Consider the following 15,260-nt stretch of genomic DNA (forward strand, 5'->3'; position numbering starts at 1 on the left):
CAGATAAATAAATTTATTCCGACTATATTCTAGCATTTTTTTCATGATTTAAGAAGTAATTTTTCATTTTAATCTCACAAAGTCAGAAAAATAGGGCAAAAGTTGCAAGTGTAAAAATATAACACTACAAACTTTTAACAGCAAAAAACGCAGGAGAAAAACTTCCTCCTGCGCTATTTTTCTGCCGGAACAGCCACGCCTGCCCAATGCCCCGAAGCACCGGCAGCGGTGCACATCACTTCCGTACAAACTTCTTCAGATACCATGCCAGCATGTCATCCGGATTCACATCGGCAACCTCCATGCAGTTATCATCAGCATACATCTTGTAGCCCTTGTCCAAGTCGATATCCGTCATGTCCACGATATCCAGGTCCAGAGCCAGCTGGCTCTCCCATATCCTGTTGGCAAGAGCCCGTATCTCGCTGCTGCCGGACACGTTGTGCTCCTTGGCATGAGCCTCCACATACTGCCTGGTCAGCTTCTTGCCGTACTCAGCGAACATCTCGTCAATGTTCATCTCAGTCTCCTCTGCCAGTTCCTCAACCCCGTGCCACAGGTACTCGTTGAGCACCTTGATATGGGTTCCCTTCATACCCTGGGACTTTGGCTCTACCACACCGGCTGACTCCAGCTTGCGGAGGGCGTTGACAATAACGGAACGGGTAATGGTCAGCATATCGGCAATCTTGGAGGCATTGACCGGGCCGTCCTTCCGCTTCAGCTTGCGGAAGATGGCGATAGTGGCCTGTCCCTCGGAAATGGAAAGGGTGCCCAGGGCCATGCGGACAGTCTCCCGCTTCTGGCTCTCCTCCTGGCTGCGCCTTGCCCTGTCGTGAAGCATCTCCATGCCCACCACGGCTGCCCCGTACTCCGCCAGCAGCAAGTCATCATCCGAAAAGTCCACATCGTACTTGGCCACCATCAGGGTGCCGATGCGCTCCCCTACCCCATAAATCGGCACAATAGTAGTATTCTTGCCGTTGAACTTGCACTGGGTATTTTCCTCCCCGAAGGCGCAGGTGCCGCTCTTGGAGCGGATATTAGCAGCAGTCTCATCTATCTTCTTCAGCCAGTTCACATAGTGCTTCGGGAACTTGCCCGGCACTACCACGTTGTCCATCATCACATCGCACTCAAAATCATCCAGAAAGGCACAGCCGTAAATCACGCCGCTGGTGTCCACTATATAAACATTGGCATCTATCACATTGCTTAGCACAGTTGCCATTTCCTTGTAGTCCACGTTGTGAAACCGCTGCAGCACGCGGTTTATCTTCCTGGTACGCTCCAAAAGTGTTGACATTGACACTTCCTCCTTTTACATCTCACTCAAAAATATATAAAGTTTTGTTCAATATGCAGAATAAACATTAGCTATTGACTGTTTCCATCACTAGAGTATATTGTACCATAAAAAAAAGAAATAATCACAATATTTTGTGATTATTTCTAAAAATTTTATAATTTTATTTAAAGTTAGATTATTTAAGTTATTTTGAACACGTTTCCTGCCTTTAAGATGCCGCCCTTACAAAATAAACTGGCTCAGGTCGTGGTTCACCACGATATCCTGCAATGCCTTGTTCACATACTCCGTGTCAATCAGCACATCCTTCTCCTCCATGTCAGGTGCCTCGAAGGACAGCTCCTCCAGCAGCTTCTCCAGGATGGTATGCAGGCGGCGGGCGCCGATGTTCTCGTTCTGGGCATTTACGTCACATGCCAGCTGGGCCAGGCGGTCGATGGCATCCTCGGCAAACTCCAGCTTGATGCCCTCTGTGCCCAAAAGTGCCTTGTACTGCTTCAGCAGGGCGTTCTGCGGCTCCGTGAGGATGCGCTTGAAATCCTCCTTCTTGAGGGACTTCAGCTCCACGCGGATCGGGAAGCGTCCCTGCAGCTCCGGAATAAGATCCGAAGGCTTGGATGTATGGAAAGCGCCTGCCGCAATAAAGAGGATGTGGTCTGTCTTCACGGCACCGTACTTGGTCATGACCGTAGAGCCCTCCACGATTGGCAGGATATCACGCTGCACGCCCTCCCGGGAAACATCGTGGCCGCCGGTGTTGCCGCTGACTGCCACCTTGTCAATCTCATCCAGGAACACGATGCCGCTGTTTTCAGCCAGCTTCACGGCAGTCTCCTGCACTTCCTCCATGTCCACCAGCTTCATGGCTTCTTCCTGCTGGAACAGCTTCCTGGCCTGCTCCACGGTGACTTTGCGCTTCTTGCGGCGCTTCGGCATCATGCTGCCGATCATGTCCTGCAGGTTGTCCCCCATGCCTTCCAGGCTGGAGCCTGCAAACATGCCTACCATGGGCTTGCTGCTGTCCTCGATGTCAATCTCGATAATCTTGTCCTCGTACTCGCCGGCCTCCAGCTTCTTGCGGCACCACTCACGGCCCGCCTGGTACTGCTTCGGCTCGTTCTCCTGAGGGGTTTCCTCCTCAGCCTCCTCGTTGTTGGCCAGGCTGCCAAAGAGCTGGCCGAAAGGATTGCTGGACTTCTTCGGCTCCGGCACCAGCACGTCCAGGATGCGCTCCTGGGCCATCTCCTTGGCCTTTTCCTGCACGTCCTTTACCCGCTGCTGGCGAATCATGCGGACGGAGGTCTCTGCCAGATCCCTGATGATGGACTCCACGTCCCTGCCCACATAGCCCACCTCGGTAAACTTGGTGGCCTCAACCTTGATGAAAGGCGCGTCCACCAGCTTTGCCAGGCGGCGGGCAATCTCGGTCTTGCCCACGCCGGTGGAGCCGATCATGAGGATGTTCTTCGGCACGATGTCATCCTGCATGCTGGCATTGTCCAGCTGCCTGCTGCGCCAGCGGTTCCTGAGGGCAATAGCCACTGCCCTCTTTGCCTCCTTCTGGCCTACGATATATTTATCCAATGCTTCTACAATTTGTCTTGGTGTCTGCTCGTTCAATGAATTTATCCTCCTGCCTTAATCTTCTTCCAGTTCCTCTACCCGGATGTTGTGGTTGGTAAATACGCAGATATCGGCGGCAATCTTCATGGCCTCGGTGCAGATATCCTTCGCCTCCATCTCCGTGTGCTCCGCCAGGGCACGGGCAGCGGACAGGGCATAAAAGCCGCCGGAGCCGATGGCGCACACGCCCCCGTCCGGCTCGATAACCTCGCCGTTGCCGGACAGCATGAGGATGTTGTCCCTGTCTGCTACCAGCAGCAGCGCCTCCAGCTTTCTCAGCACACGGTCAGTGCGCCAGTCCTTGGCCATCTCCACGGAAGCCCTCTGCAAATTGCCATTGTATTCCTCCAGCTTTGCCTCGAATTTCTCAAAGAGGGAAAAGGCATCCGCCACGGAACCGGCAAAGCCTGCCAGCACCTTGCCATGGTGCAGCTTGCGGATTTTCCGTGCCGTGGCCTTCATGATGGTGCTCTGGCCGAAGGTCACCTGGCCGTCACCGGCAATGGCTACCTTGCCATTTTTCTTGACTGCAACAATTGTCGTTGCATGAAACTGATTTTCCATATATAAACTCCTAATCAAAAACTTCTCTACCAGCTAATGCCCACGCATCCTCTGCCAGCTTATGCAGCCTGTAGCATACCCACGCTGCAAGCCGCAGCACCTTATCAGCCCAGGCTATGCTGTGCCTTGAATTCCTCCAGCATGGCCAGAGCCCTTTCGGCAATCCGCTGCTTTTTCAGCTTCTTGTCGCGGATTTTCTCCTTGATGGGGGACATGATGCCGAAATTCACATTCATGGGCTGGAAATGCTTTGCCGGTGCTGTAGTAATATAGTGGCACAGGGAGCCGTGAGCCGTTTCCTGAGGAAAGACCACCGGCTTTTTCCCCTTGACGCTACGGGCGGCATTGATGCCTGCCACCAGCCCCGAGGCAGCCGACTCCACATAGCCCTCCACCCCTGTCATCTGACCGGCAAAAAACAGGTTCTCCCCGTGCCGGAACTCCAGGGTAGGCTTCATGGTTTCCGGGGAATTGATAAAGGTATTCCTGTGCATGACGCCATAACGGACGAACTCGGCATTTTCCAATCCCGGTATCAGCCCGAAGACACGTCTCTGCTCCGGCCACTTCAGGTGTGTCTGAAAGCCCACGATGTTGTAAAGGGTGCCCTCCGCATTATCCTGCCGCAGCTGCACCACTGCATGGGCAAGCCGCCCGGTATGGGGATTTTCCAGCCCCACCGGCTTCAAAGGGCCAAACAGCAGGGTATCCTCTCCCCGGGAAGCCATTTCCTCCACCGGCATACAGCCCTCAAAGAAAATCTCCTTCTCAAAGCTGTGGGTTTCCGCCTTTTCCGCATTCACCAGCTCCTGCCAGAAATGCCGGTACTGCTCCCTGTCCATGGGGCAGTTGATATATGCCGCCTCCCCCTTGTTGTAACGGGAGGCCTTCCAGGCCTTGGTCATATCCACTGACTCCAGGGTGACGATAGGCGCCGCCGCATCGTAGAAGTACAGATACTGCTGCCCCATCAGCTCCCCGATGTCCTCCGCCAGCTTCCCCCCTGTCAAGGGGCCGCTGGCAACGATAGTCACTGCATCCGGCTCCCGGGGAACCTTCTCCACTTCCTCATGAATAACCTTTATCAGAGGATGATTTTTTACCCTGTCAGTAATATAACGGCTAAACCCCAGCCTGTCAACTGCCAGGGCGCCACCGGCAGGCACCTTTGTAGCATCTGCCGCTTCCATGATGATGGAGCCCAGGCGGCGCATTTCCTCCTTCAGGACGCCTACGGCATTTTCCAGCCCGGCTCCCCGCAGGGAATTGCTGCACACCAGCTCCGCAAACAAATCCGTCTTGTGGGCAGGGGTGCTTTTCACCGGGCGCATCTCGTAGAGCTCCACGGGAATCCCCCGCTGTGCCACCTGCCATGCCGCCTCGCTGCCTGCCATGCCTGCGCCTACGACGATAACCTTATTCACTTGCACTCTCAGCACTCTCTTTCGCTTTAGCAGCCTTTTCCCGCTGCTTTGCCAACTCTTTATTTATCGGATGATTAATCCTGGTTTCACAGGCATCATTGCTGCAATAAGGCAGCACCCTGCCATTTCTATAAACATGCTTCAGCTGCAGGCTGCCGCATTTCGGGCATTTTTCCTCCAATGGAACATCCCAGGTGACAAAATCACACTCAGGATAATTCTTGCAGCCATAAAAATTCTTGCCCCGGCGGGATTTCCGCTCCACGATAGTACCATCGCACTTAGGGCACTTGATCCCCGTATCCTTCAGAAGCGGCTTTGTATTGCGGCACTCAGGGAAGCCCGGGCAGGCCAGGAACTTGCCGAACCTGCCCTGCTTCACCACCATCATGCGGCCGCACAAATCACAAGGCACGTCGGAGACCTCCACCGGCAGCTCCACATGGCCGATGGCCTCATCAGCCTTGGCCAGCTCCTCTGCAAAAGGCGTATAAAAATCCCCCAGAAGCTTCTGATAGCCCAGCTCGCCTCCGGCAATGCCATCCAGGCGGCTTTCCATGGTGGCGGTGAACTTCTCATCCACAATGTCCTTGAAGTATTCTTCCAAAAGATCCACCACCACAAAGCCCAGCTCCGTAGGCTGGAATGCCTTGCTGATGCGGGACACATAGCCCCTGGCAAGAATGGTCTCAATAATCGGGGCATAGGTACTAGGACGCCCAATGCCCTTTTCTTCCAGCAGCTTGACCAGTGAGGCGTCATTGTACCTTGGCGGCGGCTCCGTAAAATGCTGCTTCGGCACTGCCTTCATCAGCCTCAGCTCATCACCCTCCGCCAGCTCCGGCAGGCTCATATCCTTGTCGCCCTCATTGTCTGCCATGATGTAGACAGCCTGAAAGCCCGGGAATTTCAGCTGGGAGCCGCTGGCGGCAGCCTGCAGGCCGCCGTTCTGCAGTTTGACGGACAGGGTATCAAATACCGCCGGCACCATCTGGCTTGCCACGAAACGCTGCCAGATAAGCTGATACAGCCGGAACTGGTCCTTGTTCAGATACTTTTCGATTTCCTCCGGCACGAACCCAACGCTGGTAGGGCGGATGGCCTCATGGGCATCCTGGGACTTCTTGCTGGCGGAGTAGACATTTGCCTTTTCCGGGTAATACTCCTGCCCGAAGTGGTCAATGATATATTCCTTCGCCTCCGCCTGGGCCACCTCCGAAATACGGGTAGAATCAGTACGCATGTAGGTGATGAGGCCGGATGGCCCCTTGCGCCCCAAATCGATGCCCTCATAGAGCTGCTGCGCCACCATCATGGTCTTCCTGGAGGTAAAGCCCAGCTTCCTGGCAGCATCCTGCTGCAGGCTGGAGGTGGTGAAAGGCGCTGCCGCCTTGCGGCTCCTCTGCCGCTTCTTCACCTCCGCCACGGACCAGGTACCCTCTGCTGCCAGGGCAGCGGCACGTTCCGCATCCTGCTGGTTGTGAATGTCCAGCTTGTAGCCCTTGATAGGCGGCATGTCATCTGCCATCTCACCTGTACGGGAAAAATCTTCCCCCATGGCTACCAGGTCCGCGCCAAACTGGTTGCTCTTGCCCTTTTTCAGCTTCAAATCAATGGTCCAGTATTCCTGGGATACAAAGGCCTGAATCGCCTTCTCCCGGTCACAGATGAGCTTAACAGTCACGGACTGCACCCTGCCGGCACTGAGCCCCTTCCTGACCTTGCGCCAGAGCAGGGGACTCAGCTTGTAGCCCACAATGCGGTCCAGCATGCGCCGGGCCTGCTGGGCATCCACCCGGTCAATATTGATGGGATGAGGCTCCTTGATAGCCGCCTGAATGGCCGGCTTGGTAATCTCATTGAAGACTATGCGGCAGGGGCTGGCGGCATCAATATCAAAAAGATGTGCCAGATGCCAGGCGATAGCCTCCCCCTCCCGGTCGGGATCGCTTGCCAGATACACCTTGTCAGCCTTGGCGGCCTCCTTCTTCAGTGCCTTGATCAAATCTCCCTTGCCCCGGATATTTATGTATTTGGGCTCAAAATTGTTCTCCACGTCAATGCCAAACTGGCTCTTGGGCAAATCCCTGAGATGCCCCATGGAAGCGCGCACCGTGTACCCCTTGCCCAGATAGCGCTCAATGGTCTTTGCCTTGGTAGGGGATTCCACCAGTACCAGAGTGCCACCCTTTTCCTCTTTCTTTGCCCTTGTTTTTTTCGCAGCCGTCTTTTTGGCCGCTGTCTTCGCCGCCGTGGTCTTCTTAGCGGCTGTTTTCGTCGCTGCCGTCTTTTTTGCCGCTGCCTTCTTCGCAGCTGCCTTCACCGGCTTCTTCTCCCCGGCAGCCTCCACCGGGCTGCCTGCTTCTTTTATCTCAGCTTCTGCCTGCACCTTGCTCACAAAACTCCTTCCTTCACTGTACGGACGTAACGGTGAAGGTCATCCGACCGTACTAACCCCTTAAACTCCAGCTGTAACAACACAAATGCCGCATTGGCAACATCACCGCCATGCAGCCGATAGATTACCTCGTCAATGGACAGGGGCTCATCAAATTGCAAAACCTGCAAAATGCGTTCCTCCGTCTCCGTTATTATAGCATGAGTTTTATTTTTTTCATCAATATTTTTCTTTTTATTGCGTTTTTTTGCAAATTCCGGATACTCCTCAATAATATCATGACTGTCAATAACCAGCTTGGCCCCCTGCTGAATCAGCCGGTGGCAGCCTGTGCTGACAGGGGAAAAGATGCTGCCGGGCACCGCGAAGACATCCCTGCCCTCGCTGACCGCCATCTCTGCCGTAATCAGGGAGCCGCTTCTCTTGGCCGCCTCCACCACGATAGTCCCCAGGCACATGCCGCTGATAATGCGGTTCCTGGCTGGAAAATTGCCTGCCAGGGGACGGGTGCCCGGCAGGTACTCGGAAATCACCGCCCCCTTTTCCGCAATCTCCGCCAGCAGCCTGCCATTGCCTGCCGGATAAACCACATCCACGCCGCAGCCCAGCACAGCCTCAGTAATGCCCTTTTTCAGGGCACCCTGATGGCTGCAGGTATCCACACCCATGGCTCCGCCGCTGACCACCGCAAAGCCGGCTGCCGCCAGGGAGCTGCCCAGGGACTCCGCCACATTCCTGCCGTAGGCGCTGACACGCCTTGAGCCCACCATGGCAAGCCGTGGCCTCTCCGCCAGCCTGCCCCGGTAAAACAGCGCCAGGGGCGGATTGTTTATCTCCTTCAAAAGCCCGGGATACTCCCCATCCTCAATGGTGCACAGGCTGATGCCCTTCCTGCCGCATTCCTCCTGAAGCCTCTCAGGCAGATCAGGCTGCCCACGCCTGGCCAGCAGCAGGCTTTCCAGCACGCCCTCATCCAGTATTTTCGCCTGCCGGAGCTCCCCTTCCCCTGCCTGCCACACTTCCATGGCGGAACCAAAATAATTTGCCAGCCGCCTGATTCTCTTGCCGCCCAGCCCATTAACCCCCTGCAGGGCAGCCAGAAAAAATTTTTCCATACTTCTTCACCTCGCCTGCCGCTATAATATCCCTTTTCTTTAAAAAAATCAATATTTTATCAAAAAAAATAAGCTGTTAATTACATCGTCATTAACAGCTTTAATATGTATATTAATATTAATATATATATTAATATATAATATTATTTTGCCCTGCGGGTGACCTCTACCTCCACATAATCCATCGGCCCCGTAATAGTGGCATTGTTCCTGCGGGCAGTAACCGTCACCTCTGCCAGGCTTGGATACTGGGAGAGCAGCTTGTCCGCAATATGCCCTGCCAGTGCCCTCATGTGGCTGAAACGCTTATTTTCCACAGTTTCCTTCACCGTAGCGTAGATGGCAGTGGAATGCACATTGTCATTGGATTCGTCATTCTCGATTACGCCATCGTCCTTGGTGACAGCCTCCACATCAAAATAAAACTTCTGCCCCAGCTCACGCTCATACTCATAAGTTCCGTGGAAGCCATATAACATCATGTTTACCAATCTGATTTTTGCCACAGCAACACATCTCCAATCTGTAAATAAATTCAAAACAATTACGCTTTTATAATATTTCGCCACAGGAAGCATATTTCCTGCCAAAAAACAAAATTTTCTAAAAATAGGACTTGTGACCCAAGCAAATATCATCCTCATGCCATTATCCCATTAATATATTCTTCCAGTTCTTTGGCAACCGCCTTCAGCCCCCAGGGCTGCTCCTGCAGCCGCGGAATCGCCCGGCGCAGCTGTGCCACCGTTGCCAGCACCAGCACATCCGTATAAGGAGCTGCCAGGTTTATGGTGGCAGCGGACACCGCCGCCTCCGCTCCCTGGCTGAGCATGGTCTGCTTCAGGATGTTGGCAGCCCTGGTATCCACCCTTTCCAGCCTGATGGCCTGAAACAGGGCCTTTTCTACCATAATCTCCACACCGCGGCTGGTGACACCGATTTCCTGCATGGCTTTTGCTGCCGCATTTGCATTATTTATCTGGACAATTTGCATAAACAACCTCTTTCCATTATAATGTACCTATAAACTATTTTTCAGGAGGCAAAAAATGGGAGACTTGGCAATACTGGTGCTGCTGCTGACGATGATTTCCTACACATTCTGGGATGACATTTTCGCTGACTAGCCGGAATTGGCTTTAGCCAATTCTATTTTTTTGCAAAAAAACAAGGGGCGGACAACGCCCCTTAAAATAACTTTACAAAACCCTGCGGGCACCAATATAGCAGGAGCCCCAGTAACCACTGTTCAAGGAATCAATGGCTACGCCACGGCTGGAAGATGCATTGATAAAGCTGCTGTCCCCCAGATAAATGCCTACATGAGACGGTCCGTACTCATAGGTTGAGAAAAAGACCAGATCACCAGGCACCAGCTCGCCCCTGGAAACCGGCATACCAACCTCATACTGCGCATCTGCTGTACGAGGCAGATAAATACCGGCATTGGCGAATACATAGCGCACATAGCCGGAGCAATCAAACCCGCTTGGCGAGGTACCGCCAAAAACATACGGCACACCAAGATAATTCATGGAGTTGGCCACTACCCTGCGTGAGATGTAGTTCGAGCTGCGGCTTACCTGAGGCATGCTGCGTCCCATAAGAGCCGAATAGGTACTAGGACCGACCAGACCGTCAGCCTCCAGCCCCCGAGAACTCTGAAAAGACTTGATTGCCTCCGCCGTTGCAGGACCGAAATCCCCATCTGCCGCTACATCATAACCAAGACTAGCCAGCTGCCCCTGAATCTCCGCTACCTCGCTGCCCTGATCTCCCATGCGGAAAGCTGATGCAAAAGCCACCGCTGAAAACAGGCACATCATCATAGATAGCACCAAAATACGTTTTACGCTACCCAAAAAGACACTCCTCTCTCTTTTCGCCTACGAGGTTAGCTGTCGGGTTAGGGTGGAGATACACCCTTTCTTCGCGGTCTTGCCGAAGCCGCCGCTTATAATTCACCCCAATAACCTTTATGCTTCCGCCACATGTTTCTTCACCATGCCGCTTTCACACTAGAATTAATAATTTGGTTCCCCCGCTCCTGGGCTGGATTAGGCTTTTTATATAAAAATAAAACCCATTTCTGTTGTAGTATTCGACATAGGCGGACCAAAGTCCTGCCTGATGCCAAAAATTTTTTATAAAATTATAAGTGCTCAATAAGCCGAGTTCTGTTCCGCTTGCGCGGTGACAATCATTTATCTGGACTGCCAGTTGCCTGACAGCTCTAGCGACACACCCGGAAGGTCAGCGGGCCGCCTCGTATCCTTCCCTATTCGGTCTTGCTCCATGTGAGGTTTATCAAGCCAGCCAGTCACCTGGCTGCTGGTGCGCTCTTACCGCACCTTTCCATCCTTGCCGGCAGGCGGACCTGCTTAGGCGGTTTCCGTTTCTATGACACTATCTCTGGGGTCACCCCCGCTGGACGTTATCCAGCACACTGCCCTGTGGAGCCCGGACTTTCCTCAAGCACATGCGCACAAGTGCACAGCACCAGCGATTGTCTTTCACACTTACAACAGCAACATTATAGCATAAACAAAATTAGGTGTCAATTTCCTACATTATAGATAAGATTTATTGTACAAATCTGCCTCATCCTTCATAAGGATAACTAATCTCATAAACCTTTTCCGGGCTGACATCTATTGCCCCATTCAGCCAGGTTATCGTACCGCCATTCAGCCTGGCTGTATCAAAGACTTCCTGCTTTTCCAGCTCCCTGTACGCAGGATACTGCAACAAAGGCTCAACATCAAAAATGCGCTTCTCCCCACCTGAAAATGTCACCAGCATATACAGCCGGTCAAGAATCTTGAAATCTTCTATTTCTGCATCAGCTTTCAAATCATCGGCATAGGCAACACCATTTACTACATACATATGCTTGTCCTCCTTTATCTCAGTGGGCTGATTTTAGCAGGATTTTCACCCTTAACAGCCTTATTCCACTCTTTGTACAAATCTGCCTCATGAATGAGCAGCCATGCTGTCAGGATTTTCAGCTGCTTCTCAGGTATCTTGCCAGCCAGCAACGAGCCATCAATAGATACAGAGCATTTATACTCACCATATCTCACATGAACATGCGGCTTATGATGCCGCTCATCATCAAAACAATACATGGTTATAATCATTCCCATGAAACGGCTTATTTCCGGCATAATATCACCTTCTCCCCTTTTATATTATATCACATCGCCAATACCCCCCCAAAACTGGAAATTTCAGTTTATACAGCGGTCGGCAGTAGCAAGTTTCGTCAGCCTCCCGGCTCCCCCTTTTCAGCTTTTTCGTAAAGTCAGATTGATTACCTTGGTAGCGTACAGCAGAGTATAGTTGATAACTATGTGCATATCTGTTCAGACACAAAGAGGGACAGGTGCGGCATGTACCCAAAGAAAACCTTGAGTGCAGCCTCGCTTCTTAGCGAGTGCAAGCGTAAGCGACGCAGGAGCTTAGAAGCGCGAGGCTGTGCTAAGAGCGAGAGCGAGTTTTCTATGGGTACTGCCGCTACCTGTCCCTTTATAATGTCTGAACAGAATCCACGAAATATCAAACTACATCATTAGTATATGCACGAAGTAACGATCAAGCACTACGAAAAACTGAAATCCTCAAATTACATGAGGTAGCGCAAATACACATAGCCGGTGGACATGATGATAGACAAAATCATGCACGGAAAGGCAATCTTCATAAACCCGATAAAGGAAATCTGCTGCCCGTGCTGTGCTGCCAGAGAGGCAACCACCACATTGGCGCTGGCACCGATCAAAGTGCCGTTGCCCCCCAGGCAGGCCCCCAGTGCCAAAGACCACCACAGCGGGTCCAGGTTGGTAATGCCCATAGCCCCCATGTCCTTAATCAGCGGAATCATGGTAGCCACAAACGGAATATTATCCACAAAGGCAGAAGCAACGGCACTCATCCAGATAATAAGGATTGAGGTAGCCTCCACGGAGCCCTCGGTAATCTTCATAGCCTCCGCAGCCAGCATCTTGATAACGCCAGTCTCCACCAAAGCGCCAACCAGTATAAACAAACCGGCAAAGAAGAAGATGGCCAGCCACTCAATCTTGCCCAGTACCTTGGCAATCTTTTCCTCGTCCCGGGTAAAGGTAATCAGCAGCAAAAGACCTGCACCGAACATGGCAGCCGTGGCAGACTCCAGCCCCAATGCCCCATGGGCCACAAACAGCCCCATAGTCAGGAACAGCACAAAGAGGCAACGCTTCAAAAGCGAAGTATCCGTAATCTGCTTCCTTGGGTTCAGCTTCATGACCTGGGCCTGCAGCTCAGGAGTGGTATGCAGGGACTTGCCGTACAATGCCTCAAGGATGAACACCGTCACAATGAAAATCACGATGGACACAGGTGCCAGATTAACAATAAAGTCCATAAAGCTCAGCCCCACCGCAGAGCCAATCATGATATTTGGCGGGTCACCTACCAAAGTTGCCGTGCCGCCGATATTGGATGCCATAATCTGCGCCATCAGGAATGGCTTTACATCCACCTTCAGCTGGGCAGTGATGCTGAAGGTAACCGGCACTGTCAAAAGCACGGTAGTAACATTATCCAGGAAAGCGGAGCAGACAGCCGTCAGGGTAGCCAGGGCCAGCAGCAGCTTCATAGGCTGCGCCTTGACCTTCTGAGCCGCCCAAATGGCCAGAAAGTTAAACAATCCCGTCTCCGCCGTAATATTGACGATAATCATCATGCCCATCAGGAGCCCCAGAGTATTGAAGTCAATATGATGGATAGCAGTTTCCTGGGAAAGAATGCCAAACATAATCATGAGCATGGCACCAAAGATACCTACAATGGTGCGATGCACCTTTTCCGAAATAATCAGCGCATAAGCGACAATAAAGATTGTCACCGCGATAGATGTCGAGTCAAACAATGTAATTGCCTCCTTTAAATAGCTTAAGCAGCTTAAATTCTTTAAATAAAGCATTATATCGTTTGTCTAAAGCATATCTCGTAAAAGAACAATTGCGGGAATGGATTAGGCTTACGGTATAGAATTGTAAAAACGAGAAGCTCCGCTTCGCACAACGGCGCAAAGCGGAGCTTGTGTGGATTACATCAGATATCTCAGATATACATAGGCAGTAGACATGATGATGGACAAAATCATGCACGGGAATGCCACCTTCATAAACCCGATAAAGGAAATCTGCTGGCCGTGCTGGGCTGCCAAAGAGGCAACCACCACGTTGGCACTGGCACCAATCAGGGTACCGTTGCCGCCCAGGCAGGCGCCCAGTGCCAGGGACCACCACAGAGGATCCAGGTTGGCAATACCCATAGCACCCATATCCTTAATCAGCGGAATCATGGTGGCAACAAACGGGATATTGTCCACGAAAGCAGAAGCGATGGCGCTCATCCAGAGGATGAGGATAGCGGTAGCCTCCACAGAGCCCTCAGTAATCGTCATGGCCTCAGCAGCCAGCATCTTGATAACGCCGGTCTCTACCAAAGCACCAACCAGTATGAACAGGCCGGCAAAGAAGAAGATAGCCAGCCACTCAATCTTGCTGAGCACCTTGGCAATCTTTTCCTCATCACGGGTAAAGGTCAGGAGAAGCAGCAAACCTGCACCGAACATGGCGGCAGTGGCAGACTCCAGCCCCAATGCACCGTGAGCTACGAACAGCCCCATAGTCAGTGCCAGCACGAACAGGCAGCGCTTCAAGAGGGCAGGATCAGAAATCTGCTTGGCAGGCTTCAGCTTCATTACCTGTGCCTGCAGCTCAGGGGTGGTGTGCAGCCCCTTGCCGTAGAGGAATTCCAGGATAAAGGTAGTCACGATGAAAATCACAACAGCCGGTGCAGCCAGGTTCAGGATGAAATCCAAAAAGCTCAGGCCAACGGCGGAACCGATCATGATGTTTGGCGGATCGCCTACCAGGGTGGCAGTACCGCCAATGTTGGAAGCCAAAATCTGCGCCATCAGGAACGGCTTAACATCTACCTTCAACTGAGATGTAATACTAAAGGTTACAGGTACGGTCAAAAGCACTGTAGTAACATTGTCCAGCAAAGCGGAGCAGACAGCCGTCAGGGTGGCCAGGGCCAGCAGCAGCTTCATCGGCTGCGCCTTTACCCTCTGGGCAGCCCAGATTGCCAAAAAGTTGAACAATCCCGTCTCTGCCGTAATGTTGACAATAATCATCATACCCATCAAAAGACCGAGGGTATTGAAATCAATGTGATGAATGGCAGTTTCCTGTGAAAGGATGCCAAACATGATCATGAGCATCGCACCGAAAATACCAACAATAGTACGATGCACCTTCTCGGAGATAATCAGTGCATAAGCGATGATGAAAATTGTCACCGCAATAGTAGTAGAGTCAAACAAATTTATGCCTCCTTCTTATAAATACGCTTTTACCTTCGACCCAACGCATTTTCTTGGTTTTGTGCCACAGCACATGATTGGTACAATAACGCTGCCTTGAAAATCACTTGCGGACAGATTTTCCGCCGGTCTTCTGCCTGGTTTCCACCGGCTTGATGATAATGCTCTGCCCGTCCTTTTTGACCTTCATGGTGTAGTTCTTGATGCCGTCCCGGAAAAGCTCCATCTTCAGCTCCAGCAGCTTCCTGCCCAGCTCCTCTGTCAGGTCATCCGTAAAGCCTGTGAGGGCGATATTCTTCTCCGGCTTGGACAGGCCTGCCCGGGCACGGCGGCGCTTGTCCTCCGCTTCCTCTGCGGCCAGGAACTGGGATTCCAGCGTTACCTGCTCCACATAGCCCTGCAGCATATCCTTGTCAGACAGCCCCTTGGGAATTTTTGCCATGTC

Annotated in this window: 13 protein-coding genes, 1 other RNA gene, 1 pseudogene and 1 riboswitch; all 15 genes and pseudogenes read right to left on the reverse strand. The window is 52.3% G+C overall.

The window, feature by feature from the left end; translation table 11 throughout:
- Window positions 1-535: 535 nt before the first annotated feature.
- Window positions 536-1,306 (reverse strand): annotated as a pseudogene (codY, locus tag FYJ84_RS07410) (GTP-sensing pleiotropic transcriptional regulator CodY); the annotation flags it as partial.
- A 225-nt stretch (window positions 1,307-1,531) separates the two neighbouring features.
- Complete coding sequence (gene hslU, locus FYJ84_RS07415; protein WP_154406959.1) at window positions 1,532-2,929, reverse strand: ATP-dependent protease ATPase subunit HslU; 1,398 nt, start codon at window positions 2,927-2,929, stop codon at window positions 1,532-1,534.
- A gap of 18 nt (window positions 2,930-2,947) precedes the next feature.
- Window positions 2,948-3,496 carry an ATP-dependent protease subunit HslV gene (gene hslV / locus FYJ84_RS07420; protein ID WP_154406960.1) on the reverse strand — a complete coding sequence of 183 codons (549 nt, stop codon included), beginning with the start codon at window positions 3,494-3,496 and terminating at the stop codon, window positions 2,948-2,950.
- Window positions 3,497-3,600: 104 nt separating this feature from the next.
- Window positions 3,601-4,920: a methylenetetrahydrofolate--tRNA-(uracil(54)-C(5))-methyltransferase (FADH(2)-oxidizing) TrmFO gene (trmFO, locus tag FYJ84_RS07425; RefSeq protein WP_277007550.1), complete on the reverse strand. Its 1,320-nt coding sequence runs from the start codon at window positions 4,918-4,920 to the stop codon at window positions 3,601-3,603.
- A complete protein-coding gene (gene topA, locus FYJ84_RS07430; RefSeq protein ID WP_328596352.1) occupies window positions 4,913-7,243 on the reverse strand; it encodes a type I DNA topoisomerase in 2,331 nt (776 codons plus the stop codon). Before topA ends, trmFO begins: the two co-directional genes overlap by 8 nt.
- Before the next feature lie 71 nt (window positions 7,244-7,314).
- A complete protein-coding gene (gene dprA, locus FYJ84_RS07435) occupies window positions 7,315-8,433 on the reverse strand; it encodes a DNA-processing protein DprA (RefSeq protein ID WP_154406961.1) in 1,119 nt (372 codons plus the stop codon).
- Window positions 8,434-8,576: 143 nt separating this feature from the next.
- Window positions 8,577-8,939 (reverse strand): dihydroneopterin aldolase, encoded by a 363-nt coding sequence (locus tag FYJ84_RS07440; protein ID WP_277008082.1) that lies wholly within the window; start codon window positions 8,937-8,939, stop codon window positions 8,577-8,579.
- Between the two features lie 134 nt (window positions 8,940-9,073).
- Window positions 9,074-9,427 carry a dihydropteroate synthase gene (locus FYJ84_RS07445; RefSeq protein ID WP_154406962.1) on the reverse strand — a complete coding sequence of 118 codons (354 nt, stop codon included), beginning with the start codon at window positions 9,425-9,427 and terminating at the stop codon, window positions 9,074-9,076.
- A 205-nt stretch (window positions 9,428-9,632) separates the two neighbouring features.
- Window positions 9,633-10,262: a C40 family peptidase gene (locus tag FYJ84_RS07450; protein ID WP_154407002.1), complete on the reverse strand. Its 630-nt coding sequence runs from the start codon at window positions 10,260-10,262 to the stop codon at window positions 9,633-9,635.
- 38 nt (window positions 10,263-10,300) lie between these two features.
- A riboswitch (cyclic di-AMP (ydaO/yuaA leader) is annotated at window positions 10,301-10,507 on the reverse strand.
- A gap of 77 nt (window positions 10,508-10,584) precedes the next feature.
- An RNA gene (gene rnpB, locus FYJ84_RS07455) (RNase P RNA component class A) lies at window positions 10,585-10,955 on the reverse strand.
- A gap of 79 nt (window positions 10,956-11,034) precedes the next feature.
- Complete coding sequence (locus FYJ84_RS07460) at window positions 11,035-11,322, reverse strand: DUF2442 domain-containing protein (RefSeq protein ID WP_154406963.1); 288 nt, start codon at window positions 11,320-11,322, stop codon at window positions 11,035-11,037.
- A gap of 14 nt (window positions 11,323-11,336) precedes the next feature.
- Entirely contained in the window at window positions 11,337-11,603 is a 267-nt protein-coding gene (gene dhiT / locus FYJ84_RS07465) for a type II toxin-antitoxin system toxin DhiT (protein ID WP_154406964.1), read from the reverse strand.
- A gap of 458 nt (window positions 11,604-12,061) precedes the next feature.
- The gene (locus FYJ84_RS07470) at window positions 12,062-13,348 is read right to left on the reverse strand and encodes an ArsB/NhaD family transporter (RefSeq protein ID WP_235901391.1); all 1,287 of its coding nucleotides are present in this window, start codon (window positions 13,346-13,348) and stop codon (window positions 12,062-12,064) included.
- Window positions 13,349-13,528: 180 nt separating this feature from the next.
- Window positions 13,529-14,815, reverse strand: coding sequence for an ArsB/NhaD family transporter (locus FYJ84_RS07475; RefSeq protein WP_154406966.1), 1,287 nt, complete (start codon window positions 14,813-14,815; stop codon window positions 13,529-13,531).
- Between the two features lie 103 nt (window positions 14,816-14,918).
- Complete coding sequence (locus tag FYJ84_RS07480; RefSeq protein WP_154406967.1) at window positions 14,919-15,257, reverse strand: hypothetical protein; 339 nt, start codon at window positions 15,255-15,257, stop codon at window positions 14,919-14,921.
- Window positions 15,258-15,260 lie beyond the last annotated feature (3 nt).

The organism is Anaerovibrio slackiae, assembly GCF_009695585.1.
GTDB classification, from domain to species: Bacteria; Bacillota; Negativicutes; order Selenomonadales; family Selenomonadaceae; genus Anaerovibrio; species Anaerovibrio slackiae.

Bases quoted from the DNA above. Each gene is read 5' to 3' on its own strand.
- dprA (WP_154406961.1), bottom strand. From the start codon at position 8,433: ATGGAAAAATTTTTTCTGGCTGCCCTGCAGGGGGTTAATGGGCTGGGC.
- dhiT (WP_154406964.1), bottom strand. From the start codon at position 11,603: ATGCCGGAAATAAGCCGTTTCATGGGAATGATTATAACCATGTATTGT.
- hslV (WP_154406960.1), bottom strand. From the start codon at position 3,496: ATGGAAAATCAGTTTCATGCAACGACAATTGTTGCAGTCAAGAAAAAT.
- FYJ84_RS07460 (WP_154406963.1), bottom strand. From the start codon at position 11,322: ATGTATGTAGTAAATGGTGTTGCCTATGCCGATGATTTGAAAGCTGAT.
- FYJ84_RS07480 (WP_154406967.1), bottom strand. From the start codon at position 15,257: ATGGCAAAAATTCCCAAGGGGCTGTCTGACAAGGATATGCTGCAGGGC.
- FYJ84_RS07445 (WP_154406962.1), bottom strand. From the start codon at position 9,427: ATGCAAATTGTCCAGATAAATAATGCAAATGCGGCAGCAAAAGCCATG.
- FYJ84_RS07450 (WP_154407002.1), bottom strand. From the start codon at position 10,262: ATGATGATGTGCCTGTTTTCAGCGGTGGCTTTTGCATCAGCTTTCCGC.